This is a genomic window from Pantoea sp. F_5 (genome assembly GCF_008631595.1).
GTDB classification, from domain to species: Bacteria; Pseudomonadota; Gammaproteobacteria; order Enterobacterales; family Enterobacteriaceae; genus Pantoea; species Pantoea gossypiicola.
Genome location: NZ_VWUO01000018.1, coordinates 1 through 22,104 on the forward strand (window position 1 = coordinate 1; position 22,104 = coordinate 22,104).

Annotated in this window: 28 protein-coding genes; 21 read left to right on the forward strand and 7 right to left on the reverse strand. The window is 55.4% G+C overall.

All coding sequences use genetic code 11. The features are described 5' to 3' along the window. Positions 1-225 precede the first annotated feature (225 nt). Positions 226-1,611: a cysteine--tRNA ligase gene (cysS, locus tag F3I44_RS19275; RefSeq protein WP_110331480.1), complete on the reverse strand. Its 1,386-nt coding sequence runs from the start codon at positions 1,609-1,611 to the stop codon at positions 226-228. Between the two features lie 212 nt (positions 1,612-1,823). Between cysS and ppiB the strand changes: the two genes are divergently transcribed. The 4 genes from ppiB (at position 1,824) to purK (ending at position 4,732) form a co-directional block, all read left to right on the forward strand. Then, entirely contained in the window at positions 1,824-2,318 is a 495-nt protein-coding gene (ppiB, locus tag F3I44_RS19280; RefSeq protein WP_013357047.1) for a peptidylprolyl isomerase B, read from the forward strand. Then, positions 2,318-3,034, forward strand: coding sequence for a UDP-2,3-diacylglucosamine diphosphatase (gene lpxH / locus F3I44_RS19285; RefSeq protein ID WP_150015626.1), 717 nt, complete (start codon positions 2,318-2,320; stop codon positions 3,032-3,034). Before ppiB ends, lpxH begins: the two co-directional genes overlap by 1 nt. A gap of 130 nt (positions 3,035-3,164) precedes the next feature. Beyond that, positions 3,165-3,671 carry a 5-(carboxyamino)imidazole ribonucleotide mutase gene (gene purE / locus F3I44_RS19290; protein ID WP_150015625.1) on the forward strand — a complete coding sequence of 169 codons (507 nt, stop codon included), beginning with the start codon at positions 3,165-3,167 and terminating at the stop codon, positions 3,669-3,671. Beyond that, complete coding sequence (gene purK / locus F3I44_RS19295; RefSeq protein WP_150015624.1) at positions 3,668-4,732, forward strand: 5-(carboxyamino)imidazole ribonucleotide synthase; 1,065 nt, start codon at positions 3,668-3,670, stop codon at positions 4,730-4,732. The genes purE and purK overlap by 4 nt, the downstream gene beginning before the upstream one ends. An 84-nt stretch (positions 4,733-4,816) precedes the next feature. Here purK and ybbP read toward each other — a convergent pair whose 3' ends face one another. Then, positions 4,817-7,234, reverse strand: coding sequence for a putative ABC transporter permease subunit YbbP (gene ybbP, locus F3I44_RS19300; protein WP_150015623.1), 2,418 nt, complete (start codon positions 7,232-7,234; stop codon positions 4,817-4,819). After that, on the reverse strand, positions 7,231-7,917 hold the full coding sequence (gene ybbA / locus F3I44_RS19305; RefSeq protein WP_150015622.1) for a putative ABC transporter ATP-binding protein YbbA: 687 nt from the start codon (positions 7,915-7,917) through the stop codon (positions 7,231-7,233). The genes ybbP and ybbA overlap by 4 nt, the downstream gene beginning before the upstream one ends. On the opposite strand from ybbA, the gene tesA reads away from it, so the two are divergent. The 5 genes from tesA (at position 7,885) to F3I44_RS19330 (ending at position 11,670) form a co-directional block, all read left to right on the forward strand. Then, the gene (gene tesA, locus F3I44_RS19310; protein WP_150019523.1) at positions 7,885-8,511 is read left to right on the forward strand and encodes a multifunctional acyl-CoA thioesterase I/protease I/lysophospholipase L1; all 627 of its coding nucleotides are present in this window, start codon (positions 7,885-7,887) and stop codon (positions 8,509-8,511) included. The two genes, ybbA and tesA, sit on opposite strands and share 33 nt — an antisense overlap. Before the next feature lie 30 nt (positions 8,512-8,541). Continuing rightward, the gene (locus F3I44_RS19315; RefSeq protein WP_150015620.1) at positions 8,542-9,315 is read left to right on the forward strand and encodes an SDR family oxidoreductase; all 774 of its coding nucleotides are present in this window, start codon (positions 8,542-8,544) and stop codon (positions 9,313-9,315) included. A 79-nt stretch (positions 9,316-9,394) separates the two neighbouring features. After that, positions 9,395-10,252, forward strand: coding sequence for a co-chaperone YbbN (locus F3I44_RS19320; protein WP_150015619.1), 858 nt, complete (start codon positions 9,395-9,397; stop codon positions 10,250-10,252). Positions 10,253-10,309: 57 nt separating this feature from the next. Continuing rightward, positions 10,310-11,224 (forward strand): SPFH domain-containing protein, encoded by a 915-nt coding sequence (locus F3I44_RS19325; RefSeq protein WP_150015618.1) that lies wholly within the window; start codon positions 10,310-10,312, stop codon positions 11,222-11,224. Continuing rightward, positions 11,224-11,670, forward strand: a complete 447-nt coding sequence (locus tag F3I44_RS19330; protein WP_150015617.1) for an NfeD family protein — start codon at positions 11,224-11,226, stop codon at positions 11,668-11,670. The genes F3I44_RS19325 and F3I44_RS19330 overlap by 1 nt, the downstream gene beginning before the upstream one ends. On the opposite strand, the gene cueR is transcribed toward F3I44_RS19330, so the two are convergent. From cueR to F3I44_RS19345, 3 genes are all read right to left on the reverse strand, one after another. Then, positions 11,658-12,062 carry a Cu(I)-responsive transcriptional regulator gene (cueR, locus tag F3I44_RS19335; protein ID WP_150015616.1) on the reverse strand — a complete coding sequence of 135 codons (405 nt, stop codon included), beginning with the start codon at positions 12,060-12,062 and terminating at the stop codon, positions 11,658-11,660. The genes F3I44_RS19330 and cueR overlap by 13 nt on opposite strands. Positions 12,063-12,152: 90 nt before the next feature. Then, the gene (locus F3I44_RS19340; RefSeq protein WP_150015615.1) at positions 12,153-13,172 is read right to left on the reverse strand and encodes a tyrosine-type recombinase/integrase; all 1,020 of its coding nucleotides are present in this window, start codon (positions 13,170-13,172) and stop codon (positions 12,153-12,155) included. Positions 13,173-13,256: 84 nt separating this feature from the next. Beyond that, positions 13,257-13,538, reverse strand: coding sequence for a helix-turn-helix transcriptional regulator (locus F3I44_RS19345; protein WP_150019524.1), 282 nt, complete (start codon positions 13,536-13,538; stop codon positions 13,257-13,259). Positions 13,539-13,646: 108 nt separating this feature from the next. On the opposite strand from F3I44_RS19345, the gene F3I44_RS19350 reads away from it, so the two are divergent. The 4 genes from F3I44_RS19350 (at position 13,647) to F3I44_RS19365 (ending at position 15,229) form a co-directional block, all read left to right on the forward strand. Further along, positions 13,647-14,072, forward strand: a complete 426-nt coding sequence (locus F3I44_RS19350; RefSeq protein ID WP_223813010.1) for a hypothetical protein — start codon at positions 13,647-13,649, stop codon at positions 14,070-14,072. A gap of 2 nt (positions 14,073-14,074) precedes the next feature. Then, positions 14,075-14,296, forward strand: a complete 222-nt coding sequence (locus F3I44_RS19355) for a DUF4761 domain-containing protein (RefSeq protein ID WP_150019525.1) — start codon at positions 14,075-14,077, stop codon at positions 14,294-14,296. 279 nt (positions 14,297-14,575) lie between these two features. After that, on the forward strand, positions 14,576-14,815 hold the full coding sequence (locus F3I44_RS19360; protein WP_150019526.1) for a hypothetical protein: 240 nt from the start codon (positions 14,576-14,578) through the stop codon (positions 14,813-14,815). 27 nt (positions 14,816-14,842) lie between these two features. Then, a complete protein-coding gene (locus tag F3I44_RS19365) occupies positions 14,843-15,229 on the forward strand; it encodes a hypothetical protein (protein WP_150019527.1) in 387 nt (128 codons plus the stop codon). Here the strand turns inward: F3I44_RS19365 and F3I44_RS19370 are convergent. After that, on the reverse strand, positions 15,226-15,720 hold the full coding sequence (locus tag F3I44_RS19370) for a hypothetical protein (RefSeq protein ID WP_150019528.1): 495 nt from the start codon (positions 15,718-15,720) through the stop codon (positions 15,226-15,228). The genes F3I44_RS19365 and F3I44_RS19370 overlap by 4 nt on opposite strands. A 194-nt stretch (positions 15,721-15,914) precedes the next feature. On the opposite strand from F3I44_RS19370, the gene F3I44_RS19375 reads away from it, so the two are divergent. The 8 genes from F3I44_RS19375 to F3I44_RS19405 all read left to right on the forward strand — a co-directional run bounded on the left by F3I44_RS19375 (position 15,915) and on the right by F3I44_RS19405 (position 22,063). After that, the gene (locus F3I44_RS19375) at positions 15,915-16,283 is read left to right on the forward strand and encodes a hypothetical protein (protein ID WP_150015609.1); all 369 of its coding nucleotides are present in this window, start codon (positions 15,915-15,917) and stop codon (positions 16,281-16,283) included. 27 nt (positions 16,284-16,310) lie between these two features. Continuing rightward, complete coding sequence (locus F3I44_RS19380; RefSeq protein WP_150019529.1) at positions 16,311-16,967, forward strand: 3'-5' exonuclease; 657 nt, start codon at positions 16,311-16,313, stop codon at positions 16,965-16,967. Next, positions 16,967-17,194: a hypothetical protein gene (locus tag F3I44_RS19385; RefSeq protein ID WP_150019530.1), complete on the forward strand. Its 228-nt coding sequence runs from the start codon at positions 16,967-16,969 to the stop codon at positions 17,192-17,194. The genes F3I44_RS19380 and F3I44_RS19385 overlap by 1 nt, the downstream gene beginning before the upstream one ends. Continuing rightward, positions 17,191-17,361 (forward strand): hypothetical protein, encoded by a 171-nt coding sequence (locus F3I44_RS23785; RefSeq protein ID WP_190286032.1) that lies wholly within the window; start codon positions 17,191-17,193, stop codon positions 17,359-17,361. Before F3I44_RS19385 ends, F3I44_RS23785 begins: the two co-directional genes overlap by 4 nt. Continuing rightward, positions 17,358-18,380: a Dam family site-specific DNA-(adenine-N6)-methyltransferase gene (locus tag F3I44_RS19390; RefSeq protein WP_150019531.1), complete on the forward strand. Its 1,023-nt coding sequence runs from the start codon at positions 17,358-17,360 to the stop codon at positions 18,378-18,380. Before F3I44_RS23785 ends, F3I44_RS19390 begins: the two co-directional genes overlap by 4 nt. After that, positions 18,373-18,573 (forward strand): hypothetical protein, encoded by a 201-nt coding sequence (locus F3I44_RS19395; protein WP_150019532.1) that lies wholly within the window; start codon positions 18,373-18,375, stop codon positions 18,571-18,573. The genes F3I44_RS19390 and F3I44_RS19395 overlap by 8 nt, the downstream gene beginning before the upstream one ends. Beyond that, positions 18,570-19,616: a phosphoadenosine phosphosulfate reductase family protein gene (locus tag F3I44_RS19400; protein ID WP_190286033.1), complete on the forward strand. Its 1,047-nt coding sequence runs from the start codon at positions 18,570-18,572 to the stop codon at positions 19,614-19,616. Before F3I44_RS19395 ends, F3I44_RS19400 begins: the two co-directional genes overlap by 4 nt. A gap of 389 nt (positions 19,617-20,005) precedes the next feature. Further along, positions 20,006-22,063 carry a replication endonuclease gene (locus tag F3I44_RS19405; protein WP_223811710.1) on the forward strand — a complete coding sequence of 686 codons (2,058 nt, stop codon included), beginning with the start codon at positions 20,006-20,008 and terminating at the stop codon, positions 22,061-22,063. Positions 22,064-22,104 lie beyond the last annotated feature (41 nt).

Sequence of the window (22,104 nt, forward strand, 5' to 3'; positions counted from 1 at the left end):
ACACTTTGGCGTCCAGACTATATGGTATTGACAATGCCACAGCACGTGGGAAGCTTTTTGAAACCTGCTCATGTTGAATTTCCTTATCAGTTGTGGGGACAACAGATGAGGAGTTTGACATGGGCAGGTCTTTACAGGCAGAGCCAGAACCGAGGCGATAACCACGTCCATAGGACGTGGTTTTAAGTTGGCAATAAAAAAGGGCGATTGCTCGCCCTCTCCGGTTTATTTTCGACGCCAGCTGGAGCCCTGTGGTCCATCCTCGACGATGACCCCCAGCGCGTTAAGCTTGTCACGCGCGATGTCCGCTTCCGCCCAGGCTTTGGCTGCCCGCGCATCGGCACGGGCCTTCACCCAATGTTCGATCTCGGCAACCTCTTCGTCATTCACCTGCGCGCCGCTTTGCAGAAACAGCTCAGGATCCTGCTGCAGGATGCCCAGCACGTTAGCCATCTCGCGCAGCTTCGACGCCAGACCATGTGCTGACGCGCCGTCCTCACTTTTCAGGCGGTTCACTTCACGCGCCATATCGAACAGCACTGAATAGGCTTCCGGGGTGTTGAAATCATCATCCATCGCACTGCGGAAACGCGCTTCAAACGCTTCGCCGCCGTGCGCTGGCACGCTGCTGTCGGTGTGACGCAGCGCGGTATAGAGACGTTCCAGCGCCGCACGCGCCTGATTCAGATTATCTTCGCCGTAGTTAAGCTGGCTGCGATAGTGACCGGACATCAGGAAGTAACGCACGGTCTCCGCATCATAATGTTGCAGCACGTCTCGCACGGTGAAGAAGTTGCCGAGCGATTTCGACATCTTTTCGCGGTCTACCATCACCATGCCGGAGTGCATCCAGTAGTTAACGTACGGACCGTCATGAGCGCAGCTCGACTGGGCGATTTCGTTTTCATGGTGCGGGAACATCAGGTCTGAACCACCGCCGTGGATATCGAAATGGGTGCCCAGCTGTTTGCAGTTCATCGCCGAGCACTCGATGTGCCAGCCAGGACGGCCGTTGCCCCACGGTGATGACCAGGCGGGCTCATCCGCTTTGGACATCTTCCACAGCACGAAGTCCATGGGATTGCGCTTCACGTCGGCGACTTCAACGCGTGCGCCCGCCTGCAGCTGCTCCAGATCCTGACGCGACAGCGCGCCATAATCGGTGTCGCTCAGCACATCAAACATTACGTCACCGTTGTCTGCCACATAGGCATGACCGCGAGCGATCAGCGTTTCCACCAGCTCGATGATTTCTGCGATGTGGCGGGTGGCGCGCGGTTCCTCGTCAGGTGGCAGAATGCCCAGCGCAGCGAAGTCGTTGTGCATCTCGCCAATCATACGGTTGGTCAGCGTTTCGATGCTCTCGCCGTTTTCATTGGCGCGTTTGATGATTTTGTCATCAATATCGGTGATGTTACGTACATAGTTAAGCTGATAACCGAGGTAACGCAGATAGCGCGCCACCACGTCAAACGCCACGAACGTCCGCCCATGACCAATGTGACAGAGGTCATACACCGTGATGCCGCAAACATACATCCCGATTTTACCGGCATGAATGGGTTTGAATTCCTCTTTCTGTCGACTCAGGGTGTTATAAATCTTAAGCATTGAACGGTTCCGTTTTCGCGTGTGGTTGGCTTTTTTAAGTATCCAGACATTGTGCCGTATTTTTATCGCTCGCGCGACGCAAAGCAAGCCAACTGCGCCGTGCTGCTGACGCGTCATTGGAAATTATGATATAAGAACGGTCGACTAAAAGGGGTACGCCAGTTAACAGCGCGATCCCGGCAACTGATCACAACCTTTACAGGACAACAAAAATGGTAACTTTCCAGACGAACCATGGCGATATCGTAATCAAAACTTTCGATGATAAAGCGCCGGCAACCGTACAGAACTTCCTGGATTACTGCCGTGAAGGTTTTTACGACAACACCATTTTCCACCGCGTCATCAACGGCTTTATGATTCAGGGCGGCGGCTTCGAGCCGGGCATGAAGCAGAAAGCAACCAAAGATGAAATCCAGAACGAAGCGAATAACGGTCTGAAGAACACCAAAGGTACGCTGGCAATGGCACGTACCTCTGCGCCTCACTCTGCTACCGCGCAGTTTTTCATCAACGTGGCTGACAACGACTTCCTGAACTTCCGTGACGAAAGCGTTCAGGGCTGGGGCTACTGTGTATTCGCAGAAGTGGTTGAAGGCATGGACGTGGTCGAGAAGATCAAAGCCGTTTCTACCGGCCGCAGCGGCATGCACCAGGATGTGCCAAAAGATGACGTCGTTATCCAGAAAGTGACCGTCAGCGAGTAATGTCCCGCACGCTGTTTATCGCAGATCTCCATCTGTGTCAGGAAGAACCGGCGATTACCGCCGGTTTTCTGCATTTTTTACAGCGCGAAGCGCCCCACTGCGACGCGCTCTATATCCTCGGCGATCTGTTTGAAGCCTGGATTGGTGACGACGATCCCAATCCACTGCATCAGCAGATTGCCAGCGCCCTGCGCGCCCTGCCGGTTCCGGTTTACTTTATTCACGGCAATCGCGACTTCCTGGTGGGCCGACGCTTTGCGCGCGCCAGCGGGATGACGCTGCTGCCCGAAGAACAGGTGCTGACGCTGTATGGCCATCGACTGCTGATCATGCACGGCGATACGCTCTGTACCGATGACGCCGGTTATCTGCGTTTTCGCGCCAAAGTGCACAATCCGTGGATCCAGCGACTCTTCCTGGCGCTGCCACTATGGATACGTAAACGCATTGCCGCCCGGATGCGCGCCGACAGCAAACAGGCTAACCAGCACAAATCTCAGACCATTATGGATGTGAATCAGGATGCTGTGGCCGCCGCGATGCTGCGCCAGCAGGTGCCGTTGTTGATCCACGGCCACACCCACCGCCCGGCAATCCATACGCTGAGCCTGCAGGGTGAAACGGCGCAACGCGCGGTGCTGGGTGCCTGGCACAGCCGTGGCTCGATGATTCAGCTCGACGCCAGCGGCATTCAGCTTATCGATTTCGACTTCTGATCGCCGGTTAAATCCACGACATCCGGCCGACGCAACCGTTTTCCTTGCGTCTTTGTCATGCTATTCTCGGTGCCCTTCAAAACCTGTCCGCCCGGCCAGGTCTGTTTGTTTATTCACAGGAGTTGACCGCATGTCATCCAACGCCCCGGCCCGCATCGCCATTGTTATGGGTTCCAGAAGTGACTGGGCCACCATGCAGTTCGCCGCTGAAATCCTCACCAGCCTGGACGTCCCTTTTCATGTTGAAGTGGTCTCTGCGCACCGCACCCCGGATAAACTGTTCAGCTTCGCCGAAACGGCAGCGGACAACGGTTATCAGGTGATTATTGCTGGCGCAGGTGGCGCGGCGCATCTGCCGGGAATGCTGGCAGCAAAAACCCTGGTGCCGGTGCTGGGTGTGCCGGTGCAGAGTGCGGCACTGAGCGGTGTCGATAGCCTCTATTCGATTGTGCAGATGCCGCGCGGTATTCCGGTCGGTACGCTGGCAATTGGTAAAGCGGGTGCAGCTAATGCCGCCCTGCTGGCCGCGCAGATTCTGGCGCTGCATGACAGCGCGCTGGCGTCACGTCTGAATACCTGGCGTCAGAGTCAGACCGATGAGGTGCTGAACCATCCCGATCCGCGGGTGGATGCATGAAGCCGGTCTGCATACTGGGCAACGGCCAGTTAGGTCGTATGCTGCGTCAGGCGGGTGAACCGCTGGGTATTGCGGTCTATCCGGTGGGTCTGGACGCCGACCCTGCCGCGCTTCCTATCGCCGACAGCGTGATCACCGCCGAAATCGAGCGCTGGCCGGAAACGGCGCTGACGCGGGAACTGGCGAGCCATCCGGCTTTTGTTAATCGTGATATTTTCCCACGTCTGGCCGATCGCCTGACGCAGAAACAGCTGCTGGATCAGCTGGGACTGGCCACCGCGCCGTGGCAGTGGCTGGCGGACAAGAGCGAATGGCCAGCGGTGTTTGATTCACTGGGCGAGCTGGCAATTGTGAAAAGCCGCACGGGGGGGTATGACGGACGGGGTCAGTGGCGTCTGCGTGCTGATGAAACGCACCAGCTGCCGGATGCGTGCTATGGCGAATGTATCGTTGAGCAGGGCATCAACTTTTCCGGGGAAGTGTCACTGGTCGGCGCGCGCGGTCACGATGGCAACGTCGTGTTCTATCCGCTGACGCATAACCTGCATCAGGACGGCATTCTGCGCACCAGCGTGGCACTGCCGCAGGCGGATCCGGCACAGCAGCAGCAGGCCGAAACGATGCTGAGCGCGATCATGCAGGTGTTGAATTACGTGGGCGTGATGGCGATGGAGTGTTTCGTGACGCCTGCCGGGTTGCTGATCAATGAATTAGCACCGCGTGTGCACAACAGTGGTCACTGGACGCAGAACGGTGCGTCGATCAGCCAGTTTGAGCTGCATCTGCGCGCCATTCTTGGGCTGGCATTGCCGCAGCCGGTGGTGTTTGCGCCGTCGGTGATGGTCAATCTGATCGGCACTGCCGTGAATCTCAGCTGGCTGCAACAGCCGCTGGTGCATCTGCACTGGTATGACAAAGAGGTGCGTCCGGGTCGTAAGGTGGGTCACCTCAATCTGACCGACAGCGATGCAGAGCGGCTGAAAGCGACGCTGAATGCGCTGGTCCCTCAGCTACCGGAAGAGTACGCCAGCGGCATCGCCTGGGCCGTTGAAAAGCTGTAGTTTCCCGTAACCCGCTTGCGGATTACGGGTGCGGTCTGAATGAAGGTCAAAGGCGGCCTGGTGCCGCCTTATTTCAGCCCTGCTTTACGCCGCATCAAACTTCCTGAACAGCGCCTTTCCTTTCAGTAACCGGATCCCCAGCCAGCCGCCGCACAGCGACAGCAGCAGCGCGCCACACAACGGCAACGCCAGCCACAATGTCCAGTCCGGCTGCCAGGGGAAGTCGAAAATCTTCGTCTGTAATCCCCACAGCGCCGCCTCCGCGCCTATGGCCGCCGCCACACCTGAAACCACGCCGAGCAGCGCAAACTCGCACCACAGCGTGGTGCGCAGCAGGCGTTTACCGGCACCCAGCGTGCGATAGACCACCAACTCCTGCCGGCGCTGGCGCATCCCGACCTGAATCTGCGCCAGCAGCAGCAACACACCGCAGGCCGTGACCAGCACCACCATGATCTCCAGCGCCTGGCTGACCTGCGTCAGTACCTGACCGATCTGCCGCATAATGCTGCCGATATCCAGCAGACTCAGCGTGGGAAAGGCGCGGTTCAGCTGCGCCAGCAGAGCAGGATTGGCCTCCATGCGGAAGCTGGTGAGCCAGGTCTGGGGCTGGCTGTCGAGCGCGCCCGGCGGGAAGATAAAGAAGAAGTTCGGCTTCAGACTTTCCCAGTCCACTTTACGCAGGCTGGTAATACGGGCGCTGAACGTCTGCGTATCGCCGTCGAACGTCAGGGTATCGCCGAGCTTCAGCCCCAGACGCTCCGCCAGTTCCACCTCCATCGACACTTCACCGGCCTTCGGCGGCCAGCTGCCAGCTACCAGCGGGTTGTGATCCGGGCGGTCCGCCAGCTCTGTCAGGTTAAGCTCGCGGTTAAGGGCATTATCCAGTTTCGGATCGGCCGGTTTACCGTTGAGTTCGCTAAGCCGCACCCGCGCAATCGGATAGAAAGTTTCGGGCTTAATCTGGTGCGCTTGCAGGAAATCGCGCACCTGCGGCACCTGATCCGCCGTCATGTTGAGCAGGAAGAAGTTCGGGCTGTCTGCCGGTAACTGCTGCTGCCAGCGATCCAGCAGATCGCCACGCATCACCAGCAGCAGCGCCAGCAGCATAAACGACAGGGAAAAGGCCGCGAGCTGGCTCAGCGTCATACCGGGCTGGCGCAGTAGCCGGTTGATCGCCAGTCGCAGCGCCAGATTACGCACCACCAGCCGACGCAGCAGCAACAGGGTTCCCCAGCCGAGTAACGCCAGTAATGCTGCCAGCACCACCACACCCGCCAGCAGCGCCCAGAGCATTTTACTGCCACCGACCAGCAGCGCTAACAGCGTGACGACCACCGCGATCATTACCGGAATATAAAATTTCAGTGGCCAGAGATTTGCCACTGCATCGCGCCGCAGTACGCGCAGCGGCTGGGTTGCCAGCAGCAGACGATAGGGACGCAGCCCCACCAGCAGCGAAATCACAAACAGCGATCCCACTGCCCAGATCCACGGCCAGACGCTGGCCGCCGGTAAGCTGGCGGGCAATACGGGTTTCAGCATCGCCATCAGGATCGCTTCCACGCCCTGCCCCACAACGCCTCCGGCAATCGCCGCCAGCAGCAACACCGCCAGCCACTGACCGATGATCAAACGCTGCAACGCGCCCTGCGTCGCGCCCAGGGTTTTCAGCACCGCAACCAGATCGTAGCGGCTGCGGCAATAATGACTCATGGCGACCGCCACGGCCGCAATTGCCAGCATCAGCGTCAGTAAGGCCGAGAGCAGCAGGAACTGCTGCGCGCGCTGCATCGAACGGCCCAGCGCATCTTCCGAGTTCTCCACGCTGATCCAGCGCTGGTCCGCTTTCAGTTGCGGTTCAATCCAGCGGTCATAGCGGGCCAGTTGCTCAGAATTACCGGAGAATTTATAGCGCCAGGTAATACGGCTGCCCGGCTGAATCGCACCGGTTTTGCCAGCATCCGCCAGATTGATCAGCAGACGTGGTGCCATCTCAAAGGGGTTAAAGCCGCCATCCGGCTCCTGAATGACCTCCCCGCTGATGCGCAGCTGGGTATCGCCGACTTCCAGCGTATCGCCCACATTCAGGTTCAGCAGCGCCATCAGGCGCGGTGCCGCCAGCGCGGTGCCTGCCTGCGGTCTCAGCCCCGGCGGCTGCGTCTGCAGCGTGCCAAACATCGGGTAGCGGTCATCTACCGCTTTGACGGAGGCGAGCTGCGGTGACTGATCCGCAAAGGTCATGGTCATGAAGGTGAGCTGACGGCTGACCGTCAGGCCGGTTTCCCGCGCCTTTTCCAGCCAGGCTTCGGGCGCAGCATCAGTGCTGCGCAACGTGCGGTCACCGGCCATAAAATCACGGCTCTGCTGATTCAGCCCTTTTTCCATGCGATCGCTGATTGATCCCAGCGCCAGCACGCAGGCCACCGCCAGCGTCAGGGCCAGCCAGACAATCAGCAGCGAGGGCGAACGCCACTCGCGCCAGAACCAGCGCCAGATCATTGCTCCTCCCACAATTTTCCGTCGCGCAGCCGCAGACGACGATCGCAGCGCGCCGCCAGTTGCTCGTCATGCGTCACCAGAATCAGCGTGGTGGCGAAGTCGCGATTAAGGGAAAAGAGCAAATCGGCGATGCGATCACCGGTTTTGCGGTCAAGGTTGCCGGTTGGCTCATCGGCAAACAGCAGACCCGGACGACCACTGAAGGCGCGGGCCAGCGCGACACGCTGCTGTTCGCCGCCTGACAGCTGAGCGGGCAGATGATGCAGACGTTCACCCAGCCCGAGCAGCGACAAAAGTTCCCGTGCCTGTTCGCGGCTCTGGCGGTCGCTGTCGCCGCGCAGGAGTGATGGCAGCTGGACATTCTCCAGCGCATTCAGGGTCGGCACCAGCATGAATGACTGAAACACAAAGCCGACCTGCCGGGCACGCAGGGCCGCACGCTGCTCTTCGTTCATCTGGTGCAGCGGCTGCCCCAGCAGATGAACTTCGCCGCTGCTGCCATCGTCCAGCCCGGCCAGGATTCCCAGCAGGGTTGACTTGCCGGAGCCGGACTCGCCAATCAGCGCAATGGTCTCGGCTGGTTTGACAACCAACTCAACTCCGGTAAGGATGGTTAACTGATGCTCTCCCTGACCGACGGACTTAGTAAGATGATGAACTTCAACAATGTTTTCCGCTGGCATTATCCCTTCCTGTTATTGATTCTTCTGATGGTGTCGCGTCTTGCTGCTGCAGATACCCTGATGGTGCTGGGCGACAGCCTGAGTGCAGGTTATCGGATGTCTGCCACCGCCGCCTGGCCCAGCCTGCTCGATAAGCAGTGGCAGCAGAAACCGAAAGTGGTCAACGCCAGCATCAGCGGCGATACTGCCGCACAGGGACTGGCGCGTCTGCCTGCGCTATTAAAACAGCATCAGCCGCAATGGGTGTTAATCGAACTGGGCGGTAACGATGGTCTGCGCGGTTTTCCGCCTGACGCTATCGCGCAGAATCTGAGTAAAGTGATCGACGATATCAAAGCCGCCAATGCAAAGCCGCTGCTGATGCAGATCCGCCTGCCCGCCAACTATGGCCGCCGCTACACCGAGGCGTTCAGCGGCATCTATCCTGGCCTGGCACAGCAGCATGATATTCCTCTGGTGCCCTTTTTCATGGAGCAGGTCTATCTGAAACCCGAGTGGATGCAACAGGATGGCATTCATCCCAGTCCTGATGCTCAGCCGTTTATCGCCGGATTAATGGCAAAAGAACTGGCTCCCTTAGTTAAGCAGCCGTAGCGCGCCTGGATGCGCAAAAAGGGTAAAGAAATGCAAAAAACCATTCTGATTACAGGTTGTTCCAGCGGTATTGGCCTGGTCGCCGCGCACGATCTGCTGGCGCGGGGTTATCGTGTAATCGCCGCCTGCCGAAAAGCCGACGATGTCGCCCGCATGAACACGCTGGGTTATACGGGCATCCAGCTCGATCTCGACGATCCGCAGAGTGTCGATCGGGCAGCGGATGCGGTGCTCGCGCTCTGCGATAACCGTCTGGCTGCACTGTTTAACAATGCCGGTTTTGGTCTGTATGGCCCGCTGCACACACTCTCACGTCAGCAGCTGGAGCAGCAGTTTTCCAGCAACTTTTTCGGCGTCCATCAGCTGACGCTCAGGCTGTTACCGGCGCTGCAGGCCAGCGGCGATGGACGCATTGTTAATACCAGCTCGGTGCTGGGCCTGATCTCCACGCCTGGCCGGGGTGCCTATGCCGCCAGTAAATATGCGCTGGAAGCCTGGAGCGATGCGCTGCGTCTCGAAGTACGTAATAGCGGCATCCGGGTCAGCCTGATTGAACCCGGCCCGATTGAGACCCGCTTTACCGACAATGTGACGCAGGGTGAACAGCATAACCCGGTGCGTAACCCGGGTATCGCGGCACGCTTTACTCTGCCAGCGGAAGCCATTCTGCCTAAACTTCGTCACGCACTCGAGAGTAAACATCCACGTTTGCGCTATCCGGTGACGCTGGTCGCACACGTCATGAGCCTGCTGAAACGGTTACTGCCAGGCTGGATGCTGGATCGCATTTTGCGCAGCCATTAATCAGCCATGCGCAATAGCGCTTGAAGCCGGGCCGGTTGGCCCCATATTCTTAGAACACTTTTTGCAAAGAGACTTCTCCATGTCACCACACGCTTCTATCATCGACATCAACGAATCTAACCTGCAGCAGACCCTTGAGCAGTCGATGCAGCTGCCGGTGCTGTTCTACTTCTGGTCTGAGCGCAGCCAGCACTGTCAGGAGCTGACACCTGTGCTAGAGCGTCTGGCGCAGGAGTACGCAGGTCAGTTTATTCTCGCAAAACTCGATTGCGACAAAGAGCAAAGGGTGGCGTCGCAGTTTGGTCTGCGTTCCATTCCAACCGTCTACCTGTTTCAGGATGGTCAGCCGGTTGATGGCTTCCAGGGACCGCAGCCGGAAGAGGCGATTCGCGCCCTGCTGGAAAAAGTCCTGCCGCGTGAAGAAGAGCTGAAAGCGCAGCAGGCGATGGCGCTGATGCAGGAAGATAAACCGCTGGAGGCGCTGCCGCTGTTAAAAGATGCGTGGCAGCTGAGCAACCAGTCCAGTGAGATCGGTTTCCTGCTGGCAGACGTGCTGATTACCCTTAACCGCAGCGATGAAGCGGAAGCGGTACTGAAAGTCGTGCCCCTGCAGGATCAGGATACCCGTTATCAGAGCCTGATGGCGCAGATCGATCTGCTGAAACAGGCTGCGGATACGCCGGAAATTCAACAGCTGCAATCCGAGCTGGAAGCGGACCCGACTAACGCCGGACTGGCTGCTAAACTCTCGTTACAGCTGCATCAGGTGGGTCGAAATGAAGAAGCACTGGAACTGCTGTTCAGCTTCCTGAAATCCGATCTTAATGCCGCTGATGGCCAGGCGCGTAAGATGCTGCAGGAGATTCTGGCGGCGCTGGGAACCGGTGATGCACTGGCTGCGCGTTATCGTCGCCAGCTCTATTCCCTGCTGTACTAACAGCACACCCACGGGCCGAAGCGACTCGGCCCGTTAATCTGACAATGCGGAGGTTGTATGATAACTGTCATTCCTGCCCTGATTATTCTGGCGCTGGTGGCGGTCTGGGCGACCGTCAAGATCGTGCCACAAGGTTTTCAATGGACGGTTGAGCGCTTCGGCCGTTATACCCGCACGCTACAGCCAGGGTTAAGCCTGGTGGTGCCATTCATGGATCGCATTGGTCGCAAGATCAACATGATGGAACAGGTACTGGATATTCCCTCGCAGGAGATCATCTCCAAAGACAACGCCAACGTCACCATCGACGCGGTCTGCTTTATTCAGGTCGTGGATCCGGCGCGTGCCGCCTATGAAGTCAGCAATCTTGAGCAGGCGATTCTGAACCTCACGATGACCAATATGCGTACCGTGCTGGGCAGCATGGAGCTGGACGAAATGCTGTCACAGCGCGACAGCATCAACACCCGCCTGCTGCATATCGTGGATGAAGCGACCAATCCGTGGGGCGTTAAGATCACCCGCATCGAGATTCGCGATGTGCGTCCGCCACAGGAGCTGGTTGGCGCGATGAATGCCCAGATGAAAGCAGAGCGAACCAAGCGCGCCGATATTCTGACGGCTGAAGGGGTACGACAGGCGGCTATCCTGCGCGCTGAAGGGGAGAAGCAGTCGCAGATCCTCAAAGCGGAGGGTGAACGTACCTCTGCGTTCCTGCAGGCAGAAGCCCGTGAACGTCAGGCTGAAGCGGAAGCTAACGCCACTAAAATGGTCTCGGAAGCGATTGCTGCGGGTGATATTCAGGCTATCAACTACTTCGTGGCGCAAAAGTACACCGATGCGCTGCAAAAAATCGGTGAAGGCACTAACAGCAAAGTCGTAATGATGCCGCTGGAAGCGAGCAGTCTGCTGGGGTCGATTGCGGGCATCGGCGAATTGCTGAAGGAATCGCGTACCGAGTCGAAACGCTGATGCTGATGGAAATCATCGCGCATCCGCACTGGTTCTGGCTGACGCTGGGTGGATTACTGCTGGCGGCTGAGATGCTGGGCACCAGCGGTTATCTGCTATGGAGCGGGCTGGCAGCAGTTATTGTCGGCCTCTTTGAGTGGCTGGTGCCGGTGAGCTGGACGACACAGGGGTCACTCTTTGCCGTGCTGACGCTGGTCTGCGTCTTTCTCTGGTATTGCTGGATGCGACATCGTGAAACGCGTCAGACGCCCAATGCGCTGAACCAGCGCGGCAGCCAGATGATCGGGTTGCAGCTGACGCTGGATACCGCGCTGCATAACCGCACCGGACACGTGCGCATCGGGGACAGCAGCTGGCGGGTCGAGGCGGATGAGGATCTGCCTGCCGGCACGCCGGTCGTCGTGGTCGGCATTGAGGGGATTACGCTGCGAATTCAGCCACGCTGACCGCAGCACCCGGCCAGATTATTGATAATCGGGCACTCTGCGCTCTCATCACCCGGACAGGCAGCCGCCAGCGCCAGCAGACGAGCGCGCATGGCATGCAGCTCTTCAATGTGCGCCGCAATTTCATCGGCTTTCTGCAGAGTGCGCGCTTTTACATCGGCACTGTGTCGCGACGGATTATTAAACAGTGCCACCAGTTCGCGGCACTCATCCAGCGTGAAGCCCACCTGCCGCGCCTGACGTAACAGGTTCAGTTCATCCAGATGGTGACCGTCATAATGGCGGTAACCATTTTCACTGCGCAACGGCGGTGTCACCACCCCTTTCTCTTCGTAGAAACGAATCGCCTTGCTGGTCAGCCCGGTCTTTTTCGCCACATCACTGATGTTCATTTTCGTCCCCTTGACCTTCCCCTTGATGGTGGGATTTTATACCCCGTAGCCACCTAAGTGACTACGGAATATCAACATTTTACAACCGTTTTAAGCCCCCGCACCCCCCGATTTTCCCCGCGAGTGTGGACACATTGTGGACATTGTTGCCAATGGATTATAGGCGACAGCGTCCATAAGGTAGTCAGGTGAAAAGTGCGCATAAGTCATCGTCTGCGAAATATCGGAATGACCCAGAATGCGCTGTAAGGCGATTATATTCCCTCCCTTCATCATAAAGTGCGTGGCAAAAGTATGGCGCAATGCGTGTGCCGCCTGACCATCAGGCAAATTAGGCTTTGCCTCTTTAAGCATTTTTCGAAACCGGCTATAGCTGACGATAAACAGCCGCCCCGATTTTTTGCTTAAAACAATTTCAGCAACTTCCGGTGAAATAGGAACAACCCGCTTTTCGCCATTTTTGGTATGGGAAAACATAACGCGGTTATAAACGATGTTTTCAGCTTTAAGGCCGAATGCCTCACCCCATCTTGCACCTGTTGCCAGACAAAGCACCGCGATTCTGTAGTAATCACCTTTCAGGGATGAAAGCAGCTTGTCGATCTCATCCTGTGACAGGTAGGACATTTCAGAGCGGACTTCTCTTAGCGGAGGTAGTTGTGGGACGGGGTTTTCAGAATGGAACTCGTCGAGATCAGCCATTGATTTAAATATGCCGCTCAGCGCGAATAAATCATGGTTGATGGTTGAAGCCTTAATGCCAGCAGCCAGACGTAATGAGCGATATTCAACAAGCGCGCGAGTATCAATCTGATACATCATTGGATCGAGCATATCCCTACAGATGCCCAGGACTGCGCTTAAGCGCCGGTTTGCATAGGGAAGGTTTCGCCCCAGAAGCATCCACCACTGCTCTATGAACTGGCTCATGCGTCGTTTATCTGCGGGTTTGTTGAGAAATTCATGCGTCTGGTATCTGGCAACGATGCCGCGTTCGTACGAATGCGCATCTGCTTTGCGGTCAAATTTTCTACGGATACGCTTTCCATCGCGGCCCCGTGGTCTTACATCCACTTCATAGCGTCCATCTTCGAGTTTCTTAACTGACATAAGAAAGCCCTCCGATGTACAAAATTGCCTGTTCCCATAGATCGTCAGCCCATGGGTAAAACACATCTAACCAATTCTCATCCCTTAACGGCCAGACGTGATTTCGTCGGGCATATTGCGCGCGAGAGCCGGAGCAATCTGCCCCTTCGCTGGATCCACGCGGTCGTAAAGAAACCAGTCTTGATACTTATGGAATCGCGGATGGCTAAACAGCTTGATTGCAGACTCAAGAGATATCTTAGCCTTACCTAATTCATAACCGTTATAAGTGCTGTAATTTATTCCTGTTAAATCAGCTACTTCTTTTGATTTTAGCCGCTCCGAATCTCGAATTAACTTTAACTTTTCGCTATGCAGGTTTGACATGGTATGGGAGTTCTCGTATTTTATGGTTACAGACGCATCAGGAGACGTAACTTTACCTCCTGAACCCATTTAACCCCAGCGGGGGCTAACTCAGGGAATTTAGCACAAATGACGAAACTAAGTGAAATTGACTCTAGGAACTCCCGGCACCATCCGCTTGACGATGCAAGAGCTATCCGCCTTTGCAAAATGACAGCGAAACAGGCCGCTAAAATCCGCGACATGCCCCGCGATGAGCTGGCAAATCAGATCTTCGTTAACGCTGAAGAATTTGCCTACATCACCGGCCGCTCTCGCAAATCGGTTTGTCACCTGATGGATCGTAATCAGGTTCCAGTTCACCGCGAAGGGATGCCCGGCTCTAAGCGCCCACGTCGCTTTATCATGCTTCAGGAATACCTGAACGCCATGCGCAACTGCCGCGCCCTGGTCACTGCTGATGAGCATTACTACATTGATCGCCTGATGCGCGACCGGGCAACCTTCCGCCGTGCCAAAACGCGCGGGCAGCAGCCTTCAGACGTCAGGGCATAAACATGCATCAGCTGATACGCGCAAATAAATTCATCACCCTCTATCGCGGCTTCACCATTGCTAAATCGCCACGAACGCCGGTACGCCCGCGCAACCAGTACGGCATTTCAAAAGAGGGTGTCTATTTCGGGTGTGAGTTTGCAGAGGCTGAAGCCATGCGATTTATCGACCAGCTGTACTTAGATTGCAAAGATCAATCAAACAACTGGAAAGTCGATAAATGAGCGACACTTCTGTTTACTTTTATCTTGGCTCTTTATGCCTGAGCGGAGCGCTAATTATGGGAGATCTGGAATGTTTTTTTCTTTGCGTTTTATTCTACTGCGCCGGGTTAATCACATACTTATGCTGAAGTGGCCCAATGCTTGAATCACTGTTTATGCTCTGCCTGTTCGTTCTGGTCATGATGTCCCTGCTGGCAGCGGGCTGCATGGTTTACGCACTGGCGCTGTTCTGCGGCGTAATTAAGTAATCACCAGCCATATTGATATGAGGTCAGGAAAATGAAGAAAGCCTACGCAGTCCTGATAAATGACATTCTCCAGCAATATCACTTTGACGCTGAGCACAGCGGCACAAATGACACGCTCAGCCTGGGCATGGCTTTTATGGCATTGCAGTTTGCCGCGAAGTATTCCGGCGACACAGTTGCTGATAAAGAAATCAGCCAGATGATTGCTGATTGCAGAAAGGGAATTATTCCTCGCCCTATAAGTGGTCAGCGTGATGTTATTTATTTCTGATATTGAATATTAATAAAGGTTACAGCAATGAACACCTTAATTAACAAACAGACCAGCGCATTATCAAAATCAAAAGTACCGGCTGAACAGTGGCCGGAGGGCGAGTTTCCAGAGCCGTGCAAAAAATCAGCCTCCATTATTTACATTAAGACTGCACGCGCTAAAGCGCTATTCCCGCTGAACGAGTTTTCATGCCTCACTGACTATGGAAGAGCTACCGGGGATGGTACTCCCTGGACAAATATGTTGTTTCATGGCGGACACTTTAAAGCAGATGTCGCTTTCAAAGTCCTTTCAAAAGTCATGCGGGATGTATTGGCAGCTCAATATAACGCCCCTTATACACGTTTCTTTGTTGAGGTCGATTTTAGTGATTGCCCCGAAGGAGCAATCACATTCAGCCCACTGGTTTAACGAAATAAACTTTTAGCAGACGGGTGAGGATCGGCAATGGCGCGAGCTAATGCGAAGGATTTAGAAAAATGTGTGGCATTAACCAGTATGCCCCCTGACTCATAAGCGGGTGCAAATGCCATTTCAGCACGAAAACGCATTGCACTTCTTAAGGCCGAATTTGCCGTCGCATAACGACGATTTGGGTTGATCAGGCTGGAGCTGGAATAGATTTCTTCGTTGTCATGATACAGGTGCCAAAGCCAGCCCGTAGCCATCTTGCTTAGTTCGAATTCAACCGGATACCTCACGGATGAATTAATAGCAGCACCTGATAAAACCTGACCCTTACAGATAATTGGAGATTTTTCAGTATCCAGTGCGAAAGCCTGAAGATCCTTAATGGCGTAACTGAAGTTGGAAAATTCATTACCAGAGATAAGTGGTTCGTCTTCGTAGCTCTTCAGTACCCAGCGGGAGGTATGGTTAAGGGTTTCGATCATGAACTTCATAAGCGTTCCTTTATTGGTAGGTGGAGATTCGCACCCGTCAATCCTGCAAGAATGCGCGGGCGCGAAAAAGTTACCACCAAACCCCATGCCGGGCGGGGGCAAACGTCCGGCAACTTGATTTACATCAACGGGTTTAACCGAAGCGCCATTGAGCAATGTCGCTTCGGATACATCAGTCATTACAGGTAATAACGATGAACGGTATCGAAGAAAACAAAACACCCTTGCAGCTCGCAACCCATCAGCGCTGGCTGGACAGAATCCACAATCAGCTGGATGCGGCAGCCTGTCGTAACGAGACAGCAGAGCGTTACGAGAAGCTGACCGCCCCACAGCGCAAAGCGGTTTTCGTCATGGGGAACGCTGTCGCTGAAGAATGTACGGACCAGACCATGCGCAAACTTGAGGGCAAAGACATCTTCATCGCCTGGCAGGATCTGACACCACCGCAGCGCCGCACTATCGCGCGCGGCATGGAGGCTATCCGCTACCTTGCACGGGAAGTACCGGCCCGTTACAGGCCAGGCGACATCGGACGGGTAAACCCTGACACCAGTCATTAACACCTGATTTAAACCCTGAGCAAAACCATGGCGTCAACCCGCCAGGCTTCGCTCGCCCTGAAAACAGCAGAGGACAGCAACATGACCAGCCAGCGAAATCACATCATGATTGATATTGAAGCACTCGACGTACGTCCAACAGCCGCGATTGCAGCCATCGGAGCTGTGGCATTTAACCCGGAAACGGGTGACGTTACCGATAAGCTTTACTGCCGCGTTGACATTGAAAGTAGCGAGCAAAGCGGCGGCACCCTTGGTGCCAGCACGGTGAAATGGTGGCTGCGTCAGTCAGCGGATGTACGCGCCGAGCTGATCTGTGAAGAGGCCGTAACGGTAGAGCGTGCGCTGGCTGACCTGAATCTGTTTGTGCTGCGAAAAGGCAGCTTCGGTGACTGCATTGTCTGGTCAAAGGGCACCGATTACGACTTTCCCATTCTCTACAGTGCCATGGCGCGTGCAGGCATTGCTCCTTCATGGAAATACCACCAGGTGCGTGACGTCCGCACCCTGCTCGAAACTCTCCCCCTCATTGGTGCCGACTCCGCGCGCGCAGTGCCTTTTGAAGGCGCACCCCATCAGGCGCTGAATGATGCATTACATCAGGCCCGGCTCGTGACGTTCGTCTGGCGGGGTCTGGCCGCAATGGGGACGGTACACAACAACACCATGATGGAGCGTGCCTGATGGCAGTCACGATGAGCGGCATATGCGCAATCACACCCATTTACGCCCGCGCGGTAAGCATGCTGCGTCAGTACGAACGCGGCGCACGTAATTTTTCCCGCATCAAACCTTACGGTTACCTCGTGATCCGTGTGGGACGTCGCTGGTGCCTGCTCAGTAAAAACGGCGGCCAGCACTGGCGATTGATGACCCATGAAACCTACAACAACGAGAGTGTAAAGCGATGAAATGGATTCTGATTTTTTGGCTTATTGGCGGGCACCCATCAGTTGCAACTGTAGAGTTTGATGATCAGACCGCCTGTAAAGCCGCTTTTCAGGCTATCAAAGCGGTAAATGATGGTGAGATTTTTCTGCGTGGTGTCTGTGTACATCAATCGGAGGACAGCAAATGAACCGTTCCCCACTCAAATGGCCGGGCGGGAAATCTCGTGTCATGGCGCAGCTGCTACCGTATCTGTCAAAAGCAGACTGCCTGATTGAACCTTTCATCGGCGGTGCATCCGTTTTTATGAACACAGATTATCGCCGTTACGTGCTGGCCGATATCAATCCGCACCTGATTAACTTCTATCAGACGATTGTTGCTGACACCGAGGGTTTCCTTGAGACAGCCTACAAAGCGCTGTTCAGAGATAGCAATAATGCTGAAAAGTTTTATTCAATGCGTGAGATGTTTAACCAGTGTAAAGCGCCAGGATGGGCACAGGCAGCTCGATTTCTGTACCTGAATCGTCACGGCTACAACGGGATGATCCGCTACAATCAGAAAGGCGAACTGAATGTGCCGTTCGGCCACTACAAGCGCGTTTATTTTCCCGCAAAAGAAATTCGCCTGTTTGCTGAGAAAGCGCGGGACACAAAAGCCATTTTCCTCTGCGCTGATTTTCGTACCACGCTGCTGACGTATGCCGCACCCGATACCGCCATTTACTGTGATCCCCCCTATCTTCCTGCCAGCGCCACAGCCAATTTTACGAGCTACTACGCATCTGCATTTGGCCTTGTCCAGCATCAGAACCTGGTAAAAACGCTGCTGGAACTCAACAGAAAGCACGGTGCCCTGGCGACTTTCTCCGGCAGCGACACAGCCGAAACCCGCAAAGTTTATGCCCCGTTCCGCCTGCATGAAATCAACGTTCAGCGATCGGTGAGTGCTAAGTCACGCGGTAAAGCGGATGAATTGATCGGCACACTCAAAGTTTGTGAAGGCTGCGGATGCGCTGGCGGTGGCATGTGTCCTGACTGTGGCCCGTGCTGTGGCGATACCACATATGCGGCGATGGAAGAAAGTGGCGTGTTTGAGGATACCAGTTGCGCCTGTACCGGCACTGATGCCTGCAAAGACTGCATGCCGTTTGGTTATGGATGGCAGACACCCTGGCCGGAATTGCCGGGGGCCGGACATGAGTAAATCAGTCGAGATTACCGCCGCTGCTTTTGTATTCACTGACGCCAGAACTGGTCAGGGTTATATCCGCCAGCTCAGTGAGTTTGAATGTCGCCTCATATCTCAGCAACTTGCCTCGCTTGATGATGGTGAGCTGAAAGCTATTCCGGTTTATCCGGTTGAAATTCGGAAAATGAAAACAGGATGGGCACCATGACAACTTTCGCAATCAAGCATCATCCCTTGGGCTGGTCAGTGACAGATGAGCGCATTTATCAAAAAAACGCCGTAAATATAGTTTCTGTTTCAGGCGGCAAGGATTCGCTCGCGCAATGGTTGTTTGCATTGCTGAATGGCGTGGAGACAGTGCGAGTTTTTGCGGATACCGGACACGAACACCCGCAGACAATGGAGTATCTGGACTATCTGGAAAACAGGCTCGGTCCTATCAGACGTGTCCGTGCAGATTTTTCAGAACGCATTATCAAAAAACGCGATTTTATTGCGCGAGTGTGGGCGCAGACACTGGTCACCGACTGTGGAATGACTGACGCTGAAGCGGGACAAACTATCGAACGGGCGCTGTCCGTACTCCACCCGACGGGCGTGCCGTTTCTGGATCTGTGCATGTGGAAAGGCCGGTTCCCATCAACCAAGGTGCGTTTTTGCACGTTTGAGCTGAAACATGAGCCTATTAAGGTGCAGATTGTCGATCCTCTGATTGGGGACGGAAAAAAGGTTGTTTCATGGCAGGGAGTTCGCGCGCAGGAGTCTCCGGAACGGGCGCTGCTGGCAGAGTGGGAGGAGGGTTTTGATATTGGCCCGCGCCTCGCAATTTATCGCCCGATCCTGCATTGGCAGCATGAGGACGTGTTCAGGCTGGCTCGTCATTTTGGCATCAAACCTAACCCACTATATGAGCAGGGATGTTCGCGGGTGGGCTGTATGCCATGCATCCATGCGCGCAAATCCGAACTCGCAGAGATTTTTCAGCGGTGGCCGGAGGAAATCAGACGCGTCGCCGAATGGGAGAAAATTGTTGCCGCCTGCTCGCGCCGGGGTAATTCAACGTTTTTCCCGTCTACACAGGATCCCGTCAAATCAGAGCGCCGCAATGATTTTGTTACGTTGCATACACACGGCATTGAAACCTACCGGGATTGGGCGCTAACGACGCGTGGCGGCCGACAGTTTGATCTTTTAGCAGAAAGTTCTGAGCCGGGGACCTGCCTTAGTCATTACGCTGGCGTATGTGAATGAGTAACCATTCTCACGGACGCATCTCCCCCTCACCACCACCACCCTTTACCGGTGCGGCACCTCAGCCGCCCGGTTTTTACCCATGGAATGCAGCCCGGCCTGCATTGAATCCACGCGAAGAAACGCCGCAGATCACGGCTGAAGAATTTGATGCACGCCAGCAGTCAGCCGCACGCGCAATAGCACGGTGCGTCGCACTTAAAGAGCGTGACGCCTGGCTGGATGAGCGCCAGCAGTGGTCACAATCTGCTGACGGTATTCTGTCACGGATCAATACACTTCCCGTTTTCCTTCGTCAGCCTCTGCTAAATAAGATCGACTGGCTCCAGCGCAATCGCCCGCCTGAACAGCGTGATGCATATCTCAGTAATACCATTCTGAAGGCCATCATGCGGCTGGATGCCGTCCGGGAAAAACATACTGCCCGCGCCACCCCTTCAGAGTTGGGCGCGTACTGGTTCCGGCGCTGGCCGCATCTGCCTGAACAGACGCGACGCCAGGTTCTTACCTGGGGTAGTTCGCTGGCATCACAAATCAGCGAAATGTTTTTCACTGAGTGCCGGGCGCTGAAAGCAGAACTGGAAGATTTGAGCGATGAAGACCTGTTATGGCTTTATCGCCATGTTGGTCGCGAGGTAAGCACCCTACGTATCCGTCCGCCCTTCTGGCGCTCCCTGAATAAACGCTTTGATAAACTGCTGTGCCTGTCTGCGCTGGGCAGAATGATGAGCGCGGATTGGTGGGGGCGGCAGGTCTGGCGGCTACGTAACGACTGGCGGGAATGCCAGTTGCGGGCAATTAGTCAGATTCACAGACGCCGCAATCCTTACGTCAGCCAGGATGCACTGTCTGCATGGCAGGAACAGCGCCGGAAAAACCGGCAGTTCATCGCCGCGCATGAGCTTGAAGATGAAGACGGCAATGTCGCGTCGCTGGAAGCAATGGCACTGGCAAGCGTCAGCAACCCCGCGATCCGCCGACATGAATTGATGGCCCGCATGATGGGCGTCGAACAGATAGCCATGTCGCGCGGTGATACAGGGCTGTTTCTGACAATTACCTGCCCCTCCCGGTATCACAGCAATAACCATAGCGGCCACGCCAACCCTAAGTGGAACGGCGCCACCCCTTCTGATGCGCAAAAATATCTTTGTAAGGTCTGGGGCCGGGCTACGGCCAAACTGAAACGCCATGATTTAAGGCCATACGGTTTTCGCGTTGCTGAGCCGCATCACGACAGCACACCGCACTGGCATGTGCTGATCTTCCTCCCGCCTGACGAAGTTAAGCCTGCATTAGAGATTCTCCGCGATTACTTCACGCGCGAAGATCGCGCGGAGCTGGGGAAAAATACAGCAGCCCGTTTTAAGGCCAAAAAGATGGATCCCCGGAAAGGCAGCGCGACCGCATACGTTGCGAAGTACATCAGTAAAAATATTGATGGTTATGCGCTCGACGGCGAAACAGACAAAGAGACAGGCCGCCCGCTCCGGGAAACGGCCCGCCTTGCTATGGCCTGGGCATCCCAACATCGCCTGCGCCAGTTTCAGCCGGTCGGCCAGCCGCCCGTTACGGTCTATCGTGAACTCCGCAAACTGAGTAACCAGTTAACCAGCATCATGATTAAGGCCGGTACCTACCGGCGCGGCGCATCGCTGCTGCCGGATCCTTTAATGGACGCAGTAGCGGCCGCAGCTGATGCGGGCTGTTTTGCCACCTACATACAGAAACAAGGCGGCGTGCTCATTCCGCGCGAGTGCTATGCAGTTCGCGTTGCCTATGAGGACAGTGAAGAGCCAAATGCCTACGGCGAGACAACGCGCAAAATCACGGGTGTCTGGTCACCGCACATCGGTGAGGATTCACGGCAATGCACGCGGCTGAAAACGTGGACTATCCGCAAAAAACAGGAGGTTAAAACCGCCTCCGCTTCTGGATCTTTTGACCTTCAGGGCGTCCCTGACGCCCCTTGGAGTTCTGTCAATAACTCTACGTGCGACCAAAAAATCAGCAGAACCCGTGAGTTATCGACAGAGTTACCCGCCGAAAAATTGCGCGTCCCAGCGTCATTAACACGCCAGGAACGCCATGCGGCACTCAGGGTTATGCGCAACAGCTGCCGAAATGAGAAAAAATCGCACAATTTACCGCCGGCACCGCCGCCAGTGCTTCAGATTTCAGATGAATTAACCGCTGCGGTGATAGCCCTCTGCGCTGCACAGGGCATGACCTACATGCCTGATCTCACTGCGGCCCTGAGCAGGGGGGCGCGTATACGGCTGGATGATAATCGCGAGGCGATTTTACGGAACGGTGATGAGCTGGTGATCAGGCCCGTGCGCCGCTGGTGCTGTTGTGGCTCAGAACTGAGCAAAACCAATCCATCAATAGGGAATGGGTGCTATAGATGTGCTGATGATGCAATGCTAAACGAGTGGATTTTTTGATGATAACAAATAGAAATATAATAAAAATTCTGTCAGAAGGG